This window comes from Streptomyces sp. NPDC001194 (genome assembly GCF_042896985.1).
GTDB lineage: Bacteria > Actinomycetota > Actinomycetes > Streptomycetales > Streptomycetaceae > Streptomyces.
Window position 1 is genome coordinate 46,001 of sequence record NZ_JBIAXU010000022.1, and the last position, 16,615, is coordinate 62,615.

The following is a 16,615-nucleotide window of genomic DNA, read 5'->3' on the forward strand; positions in this document are numbered from 1 at the left end:
GGAACGTGAGGTCAAGCGATGGCGGATCTGCGGACAGCCGCGGCGAACCACCCATATGGGATGGCGGCGGGCGCGCGGGATACGGTCAGCGGGTGCATGAGCCGACCCCCGCAGCCCCCGCAGCCCCCGAAGACGGCACCCCTCCCCAGGGCCCGACCCTGTTCGACTGGGAGTTCGCCACCGATCCGTATCCGGCGTACGCCTGGCTGCGCGAGCACTCCCCGGTGCACCGCACCAAGCTGCCCAGCGGGGTCGAGGCCTGGCTGGTCACCCGGTACGCGGACGCCCGCCAGGCCCTCGCCGACCAGCGGCTCAGCAAGAATCCGGCGCACCACGCGGAGCCGGCGCACGCCAAGGGCAAGACGGGCATCCCGGGGGAGCGCAAGGCGGAGCTGATGACGCATCTGCTCAACATCGACCCGCCGGACCACACACGGCTGCGGCGGCTGGTGTCGAAGGCGTTCACCCCGCGCAGGGTGGCCGAGTTCACCCCCCGGGTCCAGGAGCTGACCGACCACCTCATCGAGCAGTTCGCGAGCCGGGGGGAAGCGGACCTCATCCACGAGTTCGCCTTCCCGCTCCCCATCTACGCCATCTGCGAGATGCTCGGCGTACCGCGCGAGGACCAGGACGACTTCCGCGACTGGGCCGGGATGATGATCCGGCACGGCGGCGGTCCGCGGGGCGGGGTGGCCCGCTCCGTGAAGCAGATGCGGACCTATCTCGGCGAACTCATCCACCGTAAAAGGGATGATCTGGGCAATGACCTGATTTCGGACCTGATCCGTGCGAGCGACCACGGCGACCACCTGACGGAGGCCGAGGCCACCGCGATGGCCTTCATCCTGCTGTTCGCCGGATTCGAGACGACGGTCAACCTCATCGGCAACGGCGTCCACTCCCTCTTCATGAACCCCGGTCAGCGCACCCGCCTCCAGGACTCCCTCGCCGCCGGCGAGAGCGGCCTGCTGGAGACCGGCATCGAGGAGCTGCTGCGCTACGACGGGCCCGTCGAGCTGGCCACCTGGCGGTTCGCCACCGAGCCGCTGACCCTCGGCGGCCAGGACGTCGCGGCCGGCGATCCCGTGCTCGTCGTCCTCGCCGCGGCCGACCGGGACCCCGAGCGGTTCGCCGATCCGGACACCCTCGACCTCTCCCGCACCGACAACCAGCACCTCGGATACGGGCACGGAATCCACTACTGCCTGGGCGCTCCGCTCGCACGACTTGAGGGACAGACGGCGCTTGCGACTTTGCTGACGCGTCTGCCGGATCTGGAACTCGCTGTTCCGCCCAACGAGCTTCGCTGGCGCGGGGGTCTGATCATGCGTGGCCTGCGCACCCTTCCCGTGAAGTTCACAGCCCGAAACCCCTGAACGCCCACTGACCGTAAGTCAGCCCCCGTCAAGAGTTGTTACTCGCGTGCTAAGACGGCTAGGTTCTGCCGTTACCCAGCCGTTATGCGAAAGGTGCAGCTCATGCGTTCCGGGAACGGCCGCCACAGACGCCCCCGCCAGGTACCCGCGATAGTCGTCACCGCCGGGGTCACCGGTTCCGCGTTGGCCCTGCCGCTGCTCGCCGCCACCGGCGCGAGCGCAGCCGAGACCTCCACGTGGGACAAGGTCGCCGAGTGTGAGAGCGGCGGCTCCTGGAGCGCCAACTCCGGCAGCGGGTCCTACGGCGGACTTTCGTTCACGCAGGAGGAGTGGAAGGCGTCGGGCGGCCTGGAGTTCGCCGAGCGCCCCGACCTCGCCAGCCGTTCGCAGCAGATCGCCGTCGCCGAGCGGGTGCTGGGCACCCAGGGCGCCCAGGCGTTCGGCCACTGCTCGGAGGCGGCCGGACTGACCCAGCAGGGCCCCGCGGCGACCGTGGACCCGGGCCTGCCCGGCACGCTCACCCCGATCGCTCCGACCGCCTCGCGCCCCGACGCCTCGGTCCCGGCCGGCGGTTCCGGCGCGAAGGCGCGCGACTTCGGCGCCCCCACCCCGGCTCCGGCCCCGGACTTCACGATTCCGCCGGCGCCGCTCGCGCCCAGCAGCGGACTGCCCGTCATGCCCGACCCGGACGTGCCGTCCACCTCGCCGACCGACCCGGTGCTCCCGGGCACCCCCGGCACCCCGACGGCCCCGGGCACCCCGACCGCGCCCGGCACCCCGACCGCTCCGGGCACCCCGACCGCGCCCGGCACCCCGACCGCTCCGGGCGACCCGACCGCTCCCACCACCCCCGCGGCCCCGGGCACCCCGGGTGCCACCACCGACCCGGCGGGCATCCCGGACCCCTCCGCCACCGGTAAGCACCGCGGTACGCCCGCCCTTGAGGCGCCCGTCGCCTCCGGCGCGGCGTCGGACCCCTCGTACACGGTCCAGGCGGGCGACAGCCTGGCGACCATTGCCTCCGCCAAGGGGGTCAAGGGCGGCTGGAACGCGCTCTACCAGGCCAACGAGCAGGTCATCGGTGATGACGCCGATCTGATCAAGCCCGGCCAGAATCTGGATCTAAGTTAAAAACAGCGGCACTTCGGACACCCGGAAAAGGCTGAATGTCCGTTATCTGCAAGTGAGACATGTGTCTCTTCCGGTCAACTGGCGTGTCCCGCCTGGAGCCTTCTGCAAACCCCGCCCTCACCTGCGCAAATGCACGTAAGGAGGGCGCAAGTAGGGGCCGTTTCTCCCCGGTGTTCCTCGTTGAACATCGGGGAGAGACCTGTCTACCTTCTGAGTCGCCCGCCACCGCGGGCTCCTTCGACCGCATCGCCGAATCCTGCCGGCGGACGGAGGGAACAGTCGTCGCGTAAAGCGCCGAAGGCAGGAGCGGGGGAACCAAGGTAGGCGCCGGGACCGGCCGTTGAGAGACGGCAAGGAAACGGCTAGGGGTTAAGTCGTGCGCCACGTCGCACGGCCGGGCACTCATCAGCCCGAACCCGACAGCTCACCTCGTAGGCGTCGGTGAGGAGAACTCCATGCTGATTTCCGGCAAGGGCAAGCACCGTCGCGCCTCCAAGGCCGCTCGCATCGTCACGCTCGCCGGTGTCACCGGTGTCGCCGTAGCCGCCCCCCTGATGGCGGCCGGCTCGGCCTCCGCCGCCACCGCCTCCCAGTGGGACGCCGTGGCGCAGTGCGAGTCCGGCGGCAACTGGTCCATCAACACGGGCAACGGCTACTACGGCGGCCTGCAGTTCTCCCTCCAGACCTGGCGGGGGTACGGCGGCCAGGGCATGCCGAACCAGGCCTCCAAGTCGCAGCAGATAGCCATCGCCGAGAAGGTCCTCAAGGGCCAGGGCAAGGGCGCCTGGCCGGTCTGCGGCAAGGGCCTCTCCAACTCCTCTTACAACGGTGGTGGTACGACCGACACCCCGAAGAAGACGGAGACGAAGACCGAGACCAAGAAGACCCAGCCGAAGAAGACCGAGACGAAGAAGGAGACCAAGCGCGAGACCCCCGCGCCGGTCACCCGCTCCGAGCGCTCCGAGGCCGCCCCGGTCGTGAAGACCGGCAACGGCTCGTACGAGGTCAAGGCCGGCGACACCCTGGGCACCATCGCCGAGGCCAACGGCGTCAAGGGTGGCTGGGAGAAGCTCTTCGAGCTCAACAAGGACATCGTCTCGGACGCCGACCTGATCTTCCCGGGTCAGAAGCTGAAGCTCAGCTGAACTCCGCAGTGACAACCGCGGCCGCCCCGGCGGCGCCGCGGAGCCCGACCGCCCGGCGCGTCTTCCCTCACGCGCCGGGCGGCGGCGTTTGTACCGGTGGCCGGGGTCCCTATGTACCGGAAGACGGGTATTCGGGCCCTTTTTCGTCCCAGGGGGCGGGCGGTCGGCCGGCCCAGTGCCCGGAGCCGGTTAGGCTCTAGGCGGCGGGGCCATCCCACGGCCCGACATGCCACCGCACACCCAGCGTCACATCCCAGAAGGAGATGCTCGTGCCGTCCATCGACGTCGTCGTAGCCCGGGAAATCCTGGACTCCCGAGGCAACCCCACGGTCGAGGTCGAGGTGGGCCTCGACGATGGCAGCACCGGCCGTGCTGCAGTTCCGTCCGGCGCCTCCACCGGTGCCTTCGAGGCCGTCGAGCTCCGCGACGGTGACCCCAACCGTTACATGGGCAAGGGTGTCGAGAAGGCCGTCCTCGCCGTCATCGAGCAGCTCGGCCCGGAGCTCGTCGGCTACGACGCCACCGAGCAGCGCCTGATCGACCAGGCCATGATCGACCTGGACGCCACCGAGAACAAGGGCTCCCTCGGCGCCAACGCCATCCTCGGCGTCTCCCTGGCCGTCGCGCACGCCGCGTCCGAGGCCTCGGACCTCCCGCTCTTCCGCTACCTCGGCGGCCCGAACGCGCACCTGCTGCCCGTTCCGATGATGAACATCCTCAACGGCGGTTCGCACGCGGACTCCAACGTGGACATCCAGGAGTTCATGATCGCCCCGATCGGCGCGGAGTCCTTCTCCGAGGCCCTTCGCTGGGGTGCCGAGGTCTACCACACCCTCAAGAAGGTCCTGCACACCAAGGGCCTCTCCACCGGTCTCGGTGACGAGGGCGGCTTCGCGCCGAACCTGGAGTCCAACCGCGCCGCGCTCGACCTCATCGTCGAGGCCATCAAGCAGGCCGGCTACGTCCCGGGCAAGGACATCGCGCTCGCGCTCGACGTCGCCGCGTCCGAGTTCTACAAGGACGGCAAGTACGAGTTCGAGGGCCAGTCCCGCTCGGCCGCCGAGATGACCGAGTACTACGAGGAGCTCGTCTCCGCGTACCCGCTCGTCTCCATCGAGGACCCGCTGTTCGAGGACGACTGGGCCGGCTGGAAGACCATCACCGACCGCATCGGCTCCAAGGTGCAGATCGTCGGCGACGACCTCTTCGTCACCAACCCGGAGCGCCTTGCCCGCGGCATCGAGGAGGGCTCCGCGAACGCCCTGCTCGTGAAGGTGAACCAGATCGGTTCGCTGACCGAGACCCTCGACGCCGTCGAGATGGCCCAGCGCAACGGCTTCAAGTGCATGATGTCGCACCGCTCCGGCGAGACCGAGGACGTCACCATCGCCGACCTCGCCGTCGCCGTGAACTGCGGCCAGATCAAGACCGGCGCCCCGGCCCGCTCGGACCGCGTCGCCAAGTACAACCAGCTGCTGCGCATCGAGGAGATCCTCGACGACGCCGCCGTGTACGCGGGCCGCTCCGCCTTCCCGCGCTTCAAGGGCTAATCACGGCAGGCCCTCCGGGGCTGGCCTCCGTACGTCCCCGCACTCGGTCCCGTACCGTGTGCGGGGACGTATTGCGTAGCGCGCACGACGTACCCAGGGACAGAGGGACACAGGGGAGGCGGGATCAATGGCCGGGAACCGGGATCGGTTCTCCACCTTCTCCACCGCGACCAGGCTCAAGCAGCTCGGCGAGCGGACCGCCGCCCACGTCTACCGTTCGCAGACGCGCCGTCAGGTCCGCCGCAGCCGGCTCACCGGCCGCGCCGCGCTCCTGGTGCTCGTCCTCTGTACGCTGGTCGTCGCCCTCGCGTATCCGATGCGCCAGTACGTCTCACAGCGCTCGGAGATCGCGGAGCAGCGGAAGGCCGCCGAGGCCGCGGGCCGGCGCCTCGAACGCCTCCGCGACGAGAAGGCCCGCTGGCAGGACAACGCGTACGCGGAGCAGCAGGCGCGCAAGCACCTGCACTTCGTCCGCCCGGGCGAGATCAGCTACATCATGACCGACCCCGGGGCCGGGGCCGCCGAGCGGCACCGCACCGGAACGGCCGGATCCGACCGGCCCTGGTACTCGAACGTCTGGGACGGCGTCGACAAGGCAGACCGCCCCGGCGAGTGACGAGTACCCGCACCCATCCACGAGAACGAAGAGACTTCCTCCAGGCATGCAGACGCCCCCGCCCCAGACCGACCGGACCGAGCCGACCGATGCGGACATCGAGGCGTTCGAGCAGCAGCTCGGCCGCCCGCCGCGCGGGCTGCGCGCCATCGCCCACCGCTGCCCGTGCGGCCAGCCGGACGTGGTGGAGACCGCCCCGCGCCTCCCCGACGGCACGCCCTTCCCGACGACGTACTACCTCACCTGCCCGCGCGCGGCCTCCGCGATCGGCACGCTCGAGGCCAACGGCGTGATGAAGGAGATGCAGGCCCGGCTCGCCGAGGACCCCGAGCTCGCCGCCGCGTACCAGGCCGCGCACGAGGACTACATCCGGCGCCGCGACTCCATCGAGGTGCTCCAGGGCTTCCCGAGCGCCGGCGGGATGCCGGACCGGGTGAAGTGCCTGCACGTGCTGGTCGGCCACTCGCTGGCCGCCGGCCCGGGCGTGAACCCGTTCGGCGACGAGGCGCTGGCGATGCTGCCGGAGTGGTGGGCCAAGGGCGCCTGCGTCACGCCGTGCGCGCAGAAGGCGGAGCAGCAGGAGCCGAAGGCGTGACCCGCGTCGCGGCCGTCGACTGCGGTACGAACTCCATCCGCCTGCTCGTCGCGGACTGCGATCCGGCCACCGGCGAGCTGGTCGAGCTGGACCGGCGGATGACGATCGTCCGCCTGGGCCAGGGCGTGGACAAGACGGGCCGGCTGGCCCCGGAGGCGCTGGAGCGCACCTTCGCGGCCTGCCGCGAGTACGCGGAGGTCGTCAAGGAGCTGGGCGCGGAGCGCCTGCGGTTCGTGGCGACCTCGGCCTCGCGCGACGCCGAGAACCGCGAGGAGTTCGTCCGGGGCGTCCTCGGCATCCTGGGCGTCGAGCCCGAGGTGATCTCCGGCGACCAGGAGGCGGAGTTCTCCTTCGTCGGCGCCACCCGCGAGCTGACGGGCACCACCCACATGGAGAAGCCCTTCCTGGTGGTGGACATCGGCGGCGGCTCGACCGAGTTCGTGGTCGGCGAGGAGCACGTACGGGCGGCCCGCTCGGTCGACGTGGGCTGCGTCCGGATGACCGAGCGCCACCTGGTGGTGGACGGGGCGGTCACCGACCCGCCGACCGCGGAGCAGATCGCGGCCATACGGGCCGACATCGAGGCGGCGCTGGACCTGGTCGAGCAGACGGTCCCGCTGACCGAGGCGCGCACCCTGGTGGGCCTGGCCGGCTCGGTGACCACGGTCGCCGGGATCGCCCTGGGGCTGCCGGAGTACATCTCCTCCGAGATCCACCACGCCCGGATCCCGTACGAGCAGGTCCGCGAGATCACCGACCGGATGCTGACCTCGGTGCACGCCGAGCGCGCGGCGATCCCGGTCCTCCACCCGGGCCGGGTGGACGTGATCGGCGCGGGCACCCTGGTCCTCCTCGCCATCATGGAGCGCACCGGAGCCCGGGAGGTCGTCGTCTCGGAACACGACATCCTCGACGGCATCGCCTGGTCCATCGCCTGAGGCGGACGACCGGCGGTCGTGACCCGCACAGTCGCCGTGACGAAGGCGCCCAGGTCAGCCGACCTGGGCGCCTTCGTCATCGGACTCAGATGCTGCGGTGGACGTCGCGCCGGTCGCCGACCTTGACGGCGAGGATGACGAGCTCGCCGTCCAGGACCTGATGGGCGATCCGGCAACCGCCCACCCGGAGCCGGTAGAGGCGGGACGGTCCGCTGAGCTTCTTGACGTCGGCGTCCTCACGGTACGGATCGTCTCCCAGCGCGGTCAGTGCGGCGAGGATGCGCATCGCGGCCGGCCTGTCGATGGCCCGGAGCTGCCGTTGTGCCGCGGTGGTGAACCGGAACGCGTACTTCACGCCGCGCCGTCACCCCGTTCGCTGAACAGGTCGGCCAGCAGCTCGGCCATGGTCACGGTCGGCCCGCCTTCGGCCAGCACGGCCTCCGCCTCGCGGGCGAGCAGTTCGTCGGCCGCCTCTTCGAGTGCGTTGAAGTCCGCGATGGGAACCAGGGCAGCCACCGGGACGCCGTTACGGGTGATTATGGTCGGCGCGCCCTGCTCCGCACGATTGATGTGGTCCGCGAGATGGGCACGGGCTTCGCGCACGGTCACGGCGTTCTCACTCATGACGGCAGTGTACGCGCGGATGTGTACACGTACCCGTGCGGCGCCAAATCGGTGCGGGTCCACTGGGGATGCTCTACAGCATCGCCTGACGGAGGGCTGTTTCGAAGGTCGTCGAGGGCCTTCGGGGGGCTTTCGGAGGTCCTTACGGGGGCCTTAGGTCCCCTCCTCCACAGAAAGTTCGTGAAGTTCTTCACAAGGAAAAGAGGTCCGATGGGCCGCGGGGAGGGTCCTTCGGGGCGCTCCGCGGGCCATCGGGCCTCTTTTGTCCGAGCGTTCGTGCGAAACGGGGGCGCCGTCCCACCCCCTCGGTAGGTATCCACCAACCCGGTGGTCTACTCCGCTTGCGGGCTTGGAGGCCAGTTCAGGACGGGTGAACAACGAATCCTGTTACACCCTGGTTCCCGTTTCGCGCCATGACCTCCGTCACGTGGGCCGCGCAGTGTAGCAGAGGCCTTCCGTCACCTTGTGAAGGGGCTCACGAGCGTCACCCCTGTGGGTGCTGGATACTCGTTCCATGAGCACCACGGAGCGTCCCAGGATCCTCGTTGTAGGAGGTGGGTACGTAGGCCTGTACGCGGCCAAGCGGATCATGAAGAAGATGCGCTATGGCGAGGCGACCGTCACGGTCGTCGACCCGCGGTCGTACATGACCTACCAGCCCTTCCTCCCCGAAGTGGCCGCAGGCAGCATCTCGCCTCGGCACGTCGTCGTCCCGCTGCGACGCGTGCTGCCCAAGGCAGAGGTTCTCACCGGCCGGGTCACCAGCATCGACCAGGACCGCAAGGTCGCCGTCGTCACGCCGCTCGTCGGCGAGGCGTACGAGCTGCCTTTCGACTACCTGGTGATCGCGCTCGGCGCCGTCTCCCGCACCTTCCCGATCCCCGGCCTCGCCGAACAGGGCATCGGCATGAAGGGCGTCGAAGAGGGCATCGGCCTGCGCAACCACGTCCTCGAGCAGCTCGACAAGGCCGAGTCCACGACGGACGAGAACGTCCGCCGCAAGGCCCTCACCTTCGTCTTCGTCGGCGGCGGCTTCGCCGGTGCCGAGACGATCGGCGAGGTCGAGGACATGGCCCGCGACGCCGCGAAGTACTACACCACCATCAAGCGCGAGGACATGCGCTTCATCCTGGTGGACGCGGCCGACAAGATCCTCCCCGAGGTCGGGCCCAAGCTCGGCACCTGGGGCAAGGAGCACCTCGAGTCCCGCGGCATCGAGATCTACCTCAACACCTCGATGGACTCCTGCGTGGACGGCCACGTGGTGCTGAAGAACGGCCTCGAGGTCGACTCCGACACCCTCGTGTGGACCGCCGGCGTCAAGCCCAACCCGGTGCTGGCCCGCTACGGCCTGCCGCTGGGCCCGCGCGGCCACGTCGACACCGCCCCGACCCTCCAGGTCCAGGGCACGGACTACATCTGGGCCGCGGGCGACAACGCCCAGGTCCCGGACGTCGCCGCCCGCAAGGCCGGCGTCGAGAACGCCTGGTGCCCGCCGAACGCCCAGCACGCGCTGCGCCAGGCCAAGGTCCTCGGCGACAACGTCATCTCGGGCATGCGGGGCTTCCCGCAGGCCGAGTACTCGCACTCCAACAAGGGTGCGGTGGCGGGCCTCGGCCTCCACAAGGGCGTCGCGATGATCGTCATGGGCAAGACGAAGATCAAGCTCAAGGGCCGGCTCGCCTGGTACATGCACCGTGGCTACCACGGCATGGCCATGCCGACCTGGAACCGCAAGATCCGCGTCTTCGCCGACTGGACCCTCGCCATGTTCCTCAAGCGCGAGGTCGTCTCCCTCGGTGCGCTGGAGACCCCGCGCGAGGAGTTCTACGAGGCCGCCAAGCCGGCGCCGGCTCCGGCCGCCGCCGCTGCCCCGGCCGCGAAGGCCAAGGCCTCCTGACCCGGGCCTGACCGGCAACACCTCCAGCACGACCCCGAAGGGGCCGCCCGCCATCCGTGGTGCGGGCGGCCCCTTCGGCGTGCCCCGGTCCCGTCGGCATGCCCCTGTTCGGGTCCGTCGTAGGCCTGTTCGGAGTGTCGTCCGATTGAGGCCCGCCCGAAATGGGTAGGCCGATCGGTCGGATCATTACCGGAGGTGCCTACGATGACCGAAGCCGCGCCGCGGCTGGCCGCTCTTGCCGAGACCCTGCTGGGCGCCCCCCTGCCCGTCCGGATTCGCGCCTGGGACGGCAGCGAGGCCGGGCCGCCCGCCGGACCCACCCTGGTGCTGGCCAACCGGCGCGCCCTGCGCCGCGTGCTGTGGCGGCCGGGTGAACTGGGCCTGGCCCGGGCCTGGGTGGCGGGGGACCTGACCGTGGAGGGCGACCTCTTCGAACTGCTGGACCGGGTGGCCGGACTGCTCTGGGAGCGCGGGCCCGCCGCCGTCCCCGAGACCCCGCCGGCCCTGCGCCGCTCGGGCCTGGGCAAGCTCGGTGCCCTGCGCCCCCAGCTTCCGCGGCTGCCGGAGCGGGCCGCGGGGGCCGCCGGGACCGCCGCGCTGCTGCGCGACCCCGCCGCCCGGGCCGCCCTGCGCGACCTCGTCGCCCTGGCCCGGCCGTGGCCGGCGCCCGCGCCGCCGCCCGAGGAGGCCCCCCGCCGCGGCGGCCCGACGCACACCAGGGCCCGGGACCGCCAGGCGATCAGTCACCACTACGACGTCGGCAACGAGTTCTACGAGCACGTCCTGGGTCCCTCGATGGTGTACTCCTGCGCCTACTGGAGCCCCGGCTCCACCCTGGAGGAGGCCCAGCGGGACAAACTCGACCTGGTCTGCCGGAAGCTGGGCCTGCGGCCCGGCGAGCGCCTCCTCGACGTCGGCTGCGGCTGGGGCTCCATGGCCCTGCACGCCGCCCGGGAGTACGGGGTCCGCGTCACCGGCATCACCCTCTCGCGCGAGCAGGCCGTGTACGCCCGCAAGCGGGCCGCGGAGGAGGGCCTGGCCGACCGGCTCGACATCCGGATCCAGGACTACCGGGACGTCAAGGACGGCCCGTACGACGCCATTTCGTCCATCGGCATGGCCGAGCACGTCGGCGCGGAGCGCTACCGCGAGTACGCCCGCACCCTGCACGCCCTGCTGGCGCCCGGCGGCCGCCTGCTGAACCACCAGATCGCGCGCCCGCCGGAGCCGGACGAAGAGGCGCACCGGATCGACGAGTTCATCGACGCCTACGTCTTCCCCGACGGGGAACTCTCCCCGCTGGGCACGACGGTGGGCGAGCTGGAGCGGGCCGGTTTCGAGGTCCGCGACGTGGAGGCGCTGCGCGAGCACTACGCACTGACGCTGCGGGCGTGGGTGGCGCGGCTGGAGAAGCACTGGGACGAGGCCGTACGGCTGACCTCACCGGGGCGGGCCCGGGTCTGGCGGCTGTACATGGCGGCCTCGGCGCTGGGCTTCGAGCACGGCCGGCTCGGCGTCAACCAGGTCCTCGCGGTGAAGCCCGCGGCGGCCGGGCGCTCGGGGCTGCCGCTGCGGCTGCGCACCTGGGGGGCATGAGCCCGTACGGCGCGGGAAGGGCCCCGGGGCGTGTGCCCCGGGGCCCTTCCGTGTCCCTGCCGTGGAACGCCGCGCCTACTCGGTCTTGATGGCGGTCAGCATGTTCAGCCGGGCCGCGCTGCGCGCGGGCCACATGGCCGCCAGGACACCGACCACGCCGGCGAGCAGGAGGAAGATGCCGATCCGGTCCCACGGGAGGACCAGGGCGTAGTTCGGGACCCCCTTGGAGATGGTGGTGCCCACCGCCCAGGCGAGGAAGACGCCGATCCCGACGCCGAGCACCGCGCCGAAGAGCGAGATGACCACGGCTTCCAGGCGGATCATGTTCTTGACCCGGCCGCGGTCGAGGCCGATCGCCCGCAGCATGCCGATCTCCTGCGTCCGCTCGAAGACGGACATCGCCAGGGTGTTGACCACGCCGAGCACCGAGATGATCAGGGCCATGCCGAGCAGCCCGTACATGATGTTCAGCATCGTGTTGATGATGCCGCCCATCTCGTTGCGCATGTCCTCCTGGGTGGAGACCTTGATCGCCGGGTTCTTGCCCAGGGCGTCGATCACCGTCTGCTGCGCGGCCTTCGAGGCCCCGTCGGCGGTGTTGACGTACACCTCGCGGATGTACTGGTCCTCGCTGTGCGAGGCGAGGATCTTGTTGTCGAGCACGTACGGGGAGAGCAGGCCCTCGAGGTCCTTGTAGACGGCGCCGATCTTGAGCGTGCCCTTCTGGCCGTCGTCGTACTGGACTTCGAGCGCGGACCCGACGGAGAGGTTCTGCTTCTTCGCGGTCGTCTCGGCGACGGCCACCTCGCCCTTGGCGAGGCTGTCCATCGATCCGCTGAGGGTGTCGATGTTCAGCATCTGGCCGATGGCGGACGGAGTGACGCCGGAGGCGGAGCGGAACTGGCCGCCGATCCTCAGGTAGCCGTCGGCCTGGGGGGAGACCGCCTTGATGCCGGGGGCCTTGGCCAGCGTCTCGGCGACCGACTTGTCCAGGCTCATGCCCTCGGCGGCCATGGAGACCTTGTAGTCGGCCTTCAGCTTGTCCGTGCTCATCTTGTCGACGGCCGTGCCCATGGTGATGCCGAGCACCGACAGGGTGGTGACCAGCGTCAGGCCGATCGACAGGGAGGCGGCGGTGACCGCGGTGCGGCGCGGGTTGCGCACGGCGTTCTGCGCGGCCAGCTTGCCGGGGATGCCGAAGACCTTCTGCAGCGCGGGGCGGATCGCTCCGATGACCGGCTTGGAGAGCAGCGGCAGCACCACGATCAGGCCGATGAGCATGAAGAACGCGCCGGCGCCGACGGTCAGGCGGCCGTTCTCGCCGCCCATGGACACGCCGAGCAGGACCAGGCCGATGCCGCCGAGGCTGATCACCGAGCCGAGGACGTTCCGTACGACCAGGGACTTCGCGGTGGCCGGGAGGTGGGCGCTGCCCATGGCGGCGACCGGGGCGATCCGGCCGGTGCGCCAGGCGGGCAGGAGGGCGGCGAGGGTGGTGACGAGGACGCCGATGACCACGGCGGCGACGACGGTGCCGGGGGCGATCACGAGGTCGCCCGCCGGGAGCTTGGCGCCGAAGGCCTCGATCGCGGAGCGCATGGCGACCGCCAGGCCGGTGCCGGCGACCAGGCCGACGACGGCGGAGACGACGCCGACGACCAGTGCCTCGGTGAGGACCGAGCGCATGACCTGGCCGCGGTTGGCGCCGACGGCGCGCAGCAGGGCCAGTTCCTTGGTGCGCTGGGTGACCAGCATGGTGAAGGTGTTGTAGATCAGGAAGATGCCGACGAAGAGCGCGATGCCGGCGAACGCGAGCAGCATCTGGTTCATGTTCGACATGCCCCGCTCGACGTCCTTGGCCTGCTCGGCGGCGAGGGCGGCGCCGGTCTGGGCCTTGGTGTGCTTGGAGTCGAGCAGCGGCTTGATGTCGGTGAGCAGCTGGTCGGCGGAGGTGCCGGCCTTGGCGGCGACGGACAGCTCCTCGTAGTACCCGGGCTTGAGGTACAGCTCCTGGGCGACGGCGGTGTCGAAGAGGACCAGGCTGCCGCCCGCGCTGACCGCGCCGTCCTCGGTGGTGAAGATCCCGGAGAGGGTGTACTCCTTCACCGGGCCGTTGGTGGCGACGCGGACCTTGTCGCCGACCTTGTACTTGCCGGTGTCGGCGGTCGCCTTGTCGAGGGCGATCTGGTCGGCCTTGGCCGGGCCGGTGCCCTGGGTGAAGGCGTAGCGCGGGTCCTTGCCGTCCTTGACGGGGGCGTAGTTGGAGCCCTTGTTGGACCAGCCGGAGCCGATCAGCTCGCCCTTCTCGTCACCGACGCCTGCGAAGCCGGAGACGCGGCCGGAGACGGAGTCGACGCCTCCCAGCGCCTTGACCTTGTCGAGGGTCTGCTGGCTGAGGCCGACCTCGCCCTCCTTCTGGCCGTCGTCGCCCCGGCCCTGGCCGTACGAGGTCACGGAGACGGCGACGCCGTCGTAGCTCTTGGCGGACTGGCCGGAGAGGGCCTTGCTGAGGGTGTCGGTGAAGACGAGGGTGCCGGAGACGAAGGCGACGCCGAGGACGACGGCGAGCACCGTCATCAGCAGCCTGGCCTTGTGCGCGAGCACGTTGCGCAGCGCGGTACGGAACATGGTGGAGGAGTCCAGGGGGTAAGGGGTCAGCGGGGACGGGGAGGGAACGTCCCTCAGCTGGTGCGGCCCTTGGCGTCGAAGGCCTTCATGCGGTCGAGCACCCCGTCGGCGGTGGGGCCGTACATCTCGTCGACGATGCGGCCGTCGGCGAGGAAGATGACGCGGTCCGCGTAGGAGGCGGCGACCGGGTCGTGGGTGACCATGACGACGGTCTGGCCGAGCTCGCGGACGGAGTTGCGCAGGAAGCCGAGGACCTCGGCGCCGGAGCGGGAGTCCAGGTTTCCGGTGGGCTCGTCACCGAAGATGATCTCGGGGCGGGAGGCCAGGGCGCGGGCGACGGCCACGCGCTGCTGCTGGCCGCCGGAGAGCTGGGTGGGGCGGTGGCCGAGGCGGCCGGAGAGGCCGACCATCTCGATGACGTTGTCCAGCCACTGCCGGTCGGGCTTGCGGCCCGCGATGTCCATCGGCAGGGTGATGTTCTCCAGCGCCGTCAGCGTCGGCAGCAGGTTGAACGCCTGGAAGATGAAGCCGATCTTGTCGCGGCGCAGCTGGGTCAGCTGCTTGTCCTTGAGGGTGGAGAGCTCGGTCTCGCCGATGCGGACGGAGCCGGCGGAGAAGGTGTCCAGACCGGCGACGCAGTGCATCAGGGTGGACTTGCCGGAACCCGAGGGGCCCATGATCGCGGTGAACTGGCCCTGGCCGAAGTCCACGGAGACGTTGTCGAGGGCGACCACCTGGGTCTCGCCCTGGCCGTACACCTTGGAGAGGCCGGTGGCCCGGGCGGCCACGGCCTGGGTGGTGTGCGGGGCGTAGTTCATGGTGGTCACGGAAGCGACTCCTCGGGCTGCGGACCGGGGTGCGGTCTGCGGATCGGCGGGACGCTCCCATCGTCGCCGTGCGCACCCCCGCGGGGGATCAGCCGAGGTGCCCGTTCCCTGGCCCACTGGAGTCTGATCACGGGGCGGGCCGCCTCCTCCTCTGGTATGACGGCGGCCCCGGTGCGGCGTCGGGGGAAGGGCCTCGGGACGGCTTCCGCGGGCGGGGGTGGCCCGGGGTGGCGCGCGGGTGGCGAAGGCCGTCGAAATCCCGTCAATCCCGTATCGCGGGTGATCGCCGTCCGTAACGGGCCCACCGTGCGTTCTGGCGCCTGACGGCCCCTCAAGCGCCAATAAAATCAGACAACATCGGATAGAGGGCCCACTGTCGACCACGATGATCCGGATAGGCTCGGCACAGCGTTCAGTGCTTTTGTGCGGGAGCCGCGACACCCCGCCCGGATGGTGGAATGCAGACACGGCGAGCTTAAACCTCGCTGGCTTAGGCCGTGCCGGTTCAAGTCCGGCTCCGGGCACGAGAACGTTCCGCACGCACCGGAACACACGAACGGCGGGGGCGCCCCAGGGGCGCCCCCGCCGTCCTGTTCCCTCCCCCGGGGCGGCCTCCGGCTCCGACGGGCCCCATGTGCGGAAATCATTGGAAATCTGTCGTGCGGTCTGCATAAATGCGGCAGCGGGTCGTGGGCAAAGATCCTCCCTGAGCAGTAGGGTCAGATTTTTGCTAACGCATTACTCTTGTTGCAAGGCCGCGCACGGTGGCCATGGAGGAGTGAGATGAGGAGCAGCAACCCGGTCTTCTCGCGACGGGGGTTCAGCCGCGACAACGGTGGCTACGCGGGCTTTGACGCGCAGCACCAGCAGGCCGGGACCAACCCGTACGCGACGAATCCCTACGCCACGGACGCCGCCACCGGCATGCCGCAGGCGCCCGCCCGCGCCGACGTGATGACCATGGACGACGTCGTGAGCCGTACGGCCATGACGCTCGGCACGGTCATCCTCACGGCGACGATCGCGTGGATCGCCATGCCGGTCGACCCGGCGAACGTCAACAAGTCGTACGGCATCGCCGTCGGCGCCGCGCTCGTCGCGATGGTCCTCGGGCTCGTCCAGTCCTTCAAGCGCAAGGCCTCCCCGCCGATCATCCTCGCGTACGCGGCCTTCGAGGGCTTCTTCCTCGGCGTCCTCTCCGCGGCCACCAGCACCTACTTCGGTGCCGGCGTGGTCATCCAGGCCGTGCTCGGCACGATGTGCGTCTTCGCCTCCGTGCTGTTCGCGTACAAGATGCGCTGGATCCGCGTCACCCGCCGTTTCTACGGGTTCGTGATGGCGGCCGCCATGGGCTTCATGCTGCTCATGGTCGCGAACCTGCTGTTCTCGGTCTTCGCGGGCGGTGACGGCCTCGGCTTCCGCAGCGGCGGCCTCGGCATCCTGTTCGGCATCGTCGGCGTCGTCCTCGGCGCCTGCTTCCTCGCCCTGGACTTCAAGCAGGTCGAGGACGGCATCGCCTACGGCGCCCCGCGCGACGAGGCCTGGCTGGCGGCCTTCGGCCTCACGCTGACCCTGGTCTGGATCTACCTGGAGCTGCTGCGCCTGTTCCAGATCCTCTCCGGCGACGACTAGTCGCCCCTGCCGTCCGCGCCGGCGCGGACGGCAGGGGGAAGGCCCCGCGAGCTCACC

14 protein-coding genes, 1 tRNA gene and 1 riboswitch are annotated in these 16,615 nt (G+C 70.4%); of the genes, 11 read left to right on the top strand and 4 right to left on the bottom strand.

Annotated features, from left to right (window positions below; genetic code table 11):
- Positions 1–92: 92 nt before the first annotated feature.
- The 7 genes from ACFY1T_RS31155 (at position 93) to ACFY1T_RS31185 (ending at position 7,351) form a co-directional block, all read left to right on the top strand.
- Complete coding sequence (locus tag ACFY1T_RS31155) at positions 93–1,376, top strand: cytochrome P450 (protein WP_390791137.1); 1,284 nt, start codon at positions 93–95, stop codon at positions 1,374–1,376.
- A 102-nt stretch (positions 1,377–1,478) separates the two neighbouring features.
- Positions 1,479–2,507, top strand: a complete 1,029-nt coding sequence (locus ACFY1T_RS31160) for a transglycosylase family protein (protein ID WP_390791138.1) — start codon at positions 1,479–1,481, stop codon at positions 2,505–2,507.
- 282 nt (positions 2,508–2,789) lie between these two features.
- Positions 2,790–2,960: riboswitch (cyclic di-AMP (ydaO/yuaA leader) on the top strand.
- A gap of 2 nt (positions 2,961–2,962) precedes the next feature.
- On the top strand, positions 2,963–3,652 hold the full coding sequence (locus tag ACFY1T_RS31165) for a transglycosylase family protein (protein ID WP_390791139.1): 690 nt from the start codon (positions 2,963–2,965) through the stop codon (positions 3,650–3,652).
- A 263-nt stretch (positions 3,653–3,915) separates the two neighbouring features.
- On the top strand, positions 3,916–5,202 hold the full coding sequence (gene eno / locus ACFY1T_RS31170; protein WP_384712847.1) for a phosphopyruvate hydratase: 1,287 nt from the start codon (positions 3,916–3,918) through the stop codon (positions 5,200–5,202).
- A 127-nt stretch (positions 5,203–5,329) separates the two neighbouring features.
- Positions 5,330–5,818 carry a septum formation initiator family protein gene (locus tag ACFY1T_RS31175; protein WP_030865896.1) on the top strand — a complete coding sequence of 163 codons (489 nt, stop codon included), beginning with the start codon at positions 5,330–5,332 and terminating at the stop codon, positions 5,816–5,818.
- A gap of 46 nt (positions 5,819–5,864) precedes the next feature.
- On the top strand, positions 5,865–6,413 hold the full coding sequence (locus ACFY1T_RS31180; protein ID WP_390791140.1) for a DUF501 domain-containing protein: 549 nt from the start codon (positions 5,865–5,867) through the stop codon (positions 6,411–6,413).
- Positions 6,410–7,351: a Ppx/GppA phosphatase family protein gene (locus ACFY1T_RS31185; protein ID WP_030865900.1), complete on the top strand. Its 942-nt coding sequence runs from the start codon at positions 6,410–6,412 to the stop codon at positions 7,349–7,351. The genes ACFY1T_RS31180 and ACFY1T_RS31185 overlap by 4 nt, the downstream gene beginning before the upstream one ends.
- Before the next feature lie 85 nt (positions 7,352–7,436).
- Here the strand turns inward: ACFY1T_RS31185 and ACFY1T_RS31190 are convergent, their stop codons facing one another.
- On the bottom strand, positions 7,437–7,706 hold the full coding sequence (locus ACFY1T_RS31190) for a type II toxin-antitoxin system RelE/ParE family toxin (RefSeq protein WP_390791141.1): 270 nt from the start codon (positions 7,704–7,706) through the stop codon (positions 7,437–7,439).
- On the bottom strand, positions 7,703–7,975 hold the full coding sequence (locus tag ACFY1T_RS31195) for a type II toxin-antitoxin system Phd/YefM family antitoxin (RefSeq protein WP_390791142.1): 273 nt from the start codon (positions 7,973–7,975) through the stop codon (positions 7,703–7,705). Before ACFY1T_RS31195 ends, ACFY1T_RS31190 begins: the two co-directional genes overlap by 4 nt.
- 514 nt (positions 7,976–8,489) lie before the next feature.
- Between ACFY1T_RS31195 and ACFY1T_RS31200 the strand changes: the two genes are divergently transcribed.
- Positions 8,490–9,875 (top strand): NAD(P)/FAD-dependent oxidoreductase, encoded by a 1,386-nt coding sequence (locus tag ACFY1T_RS31200; protein WP_030865901.1) that lies wholly within the window; start codon positions 8,490–8,492, stop codon positions 9,873–9,875.
- A 204-nt stretch (positions 9,876–10,079) separates the two neighbouring features.
- Entirely contained in the window at positions 10,080–11,471 is a 1,392-nt protein-coding gene (locus ACFY1T_RS31205) for a class I SAM-dependent methyltransferase (protein ID WP_390791143.1), read from the top strand.
- A 75-nt stretch (positions 11,472–11,546) separates the two neighbouring features.
- Here ACFY1T_RS31205 and ACFY1T_RS31210 read toward each other — a convergent pair whose 3' ends face one another.
- Together ACFY1T_RS31210 and ACFY1T_RS31215 are read right to left on the bottom strand one after the other, a co-directional pair.
- Positions 11,547–14,099, bottom strand: coding sequence for an ABC transporter permease (locus ACFY1T_RS31210; protein WP_390791144.1), 2,553 nt, complete (start codon positions 14,097–14,099; stop codon positions 11,547–11,549).
- 53 nt (positions 14,100–14,152) lie between these two features.
- Positions 14,153–14,917 (bottom strand): ABC transporter ATP-binding protein, encoded by a 765-nt coding sequence (locus ACFY1T_RS31215; protein WP_390791187.1) that lies wholly within the window; start codon positions 14,915–14,917, stop codon positions 14,153–14,155.
- Between the two features lie 453 nt (positions 14,918–15,370).
- Between ACFY1T_RS31215 and ACFY1T_RS31220 the strand changes: the two genes are divergently transcribed.
- Positions 15,371–15,450 (top strand) — tRNA-Leu (locus tag ACFY1T_RS31220).
- Positions 15,451–15,709: 259 nt separating this feature from the next.
- Positions 15,710–16,558, top strand: a complete 849-nt coding sequence (locus ACFY1T_RS31225) for a Bax inhibitor-1/YccA family protein (RefSeq protein WP_390791145.1) — start codon at positions 15,710–15,712, stop codon at positions 16,556–16,558.
- The last annotated feature ends 57 nt before the right edge of the window (positions 16,559–16,615 follow it).

Excerpts from the sequence above, each read along its gene's own strand:
- ACFY1T_RS31175 (WP_030865896.1), top strand. The coding sequence starts at position 5,330 with ATGGCCGGGAACCGGGATCGGTTCTCCACCTTCTCCACCGCGACCAGG.
- ACFY1T_RS31210 (WP_390791144.1), bottom strand. The coding sequence starts at position 14,099 with ATGTTCCGTACCGCGCTGCGCAACGTGCTCGCGCACAAGGCCAGGCTG.
- ACFY1T_RS31200 (WP_030865901.1), top strand. The coding sequence starts at position 8,490 with ATGAGCACCACGGAGCGTCCCAGGATCCTCGTTGTAGGAGGTGGGTAC.
- eno (WP_384712847.1), top strand. The coding sequence starts at position 3,916 with ATGCTCGTGCCGTCCATCGACGTCGTCGTAGCCCGGGAAATCCTGGAC.
- ACFY1T_RS31215 (WP_390791187.1), bottom strand. The coding sequence starts at position 14,917 with ATGAACTACGCCCCGCACACCACCCAGGCCGTGGCCGCCCGGGCCACC.
- ACFY1T_RS31225 (WP_390791145.1), top strand. The coding sequence starts at position 15,710 with ATGAGGAGCAGCAACCCGGTCTTCTCGCGACGGGGGTTCAGCCGCGAC.
- ACFY1T_RS31180 (WP_390791140.1), top strand. The coding sequence starts at position 5,865 with ATGCAGACGCCCCCGCCCCAGACCGACCGGACCGAGCCGACCGATGCG.
- ACFY1T_RS31205 (WP_390791143.1), top strand. The coding sequence starts at position 10,080 with ATGACCGAAGCCGCGCCGCGGCTGGCCGCTCTTGCCGAGACCCTGCTG.
- ACFY1T_RS31160 (WP_390791138.1), top strand. The coding sequence starts at position 1,479 with ATGCGTTCCGGGAACGGCCGCCACAGACGCCCCCGCCAGGTACCCGCG.
- ACFY1T_RS31165 (WP_390791139.1), top strand. The coding sequence starts at position 2,963 with ATGCTGATTTCCGGCAAGGGCAAGCACCGTCGCGCCTCCAAGGCCGCT.
- ACFY1T_RS31195 (WP_390791142.1), bottom strand. The coding sequence starts at position 7,975 with ATGAGTGAGAACGCCGTGACCGTGCGCGAAGCCCGTGCCCATCTCGCG.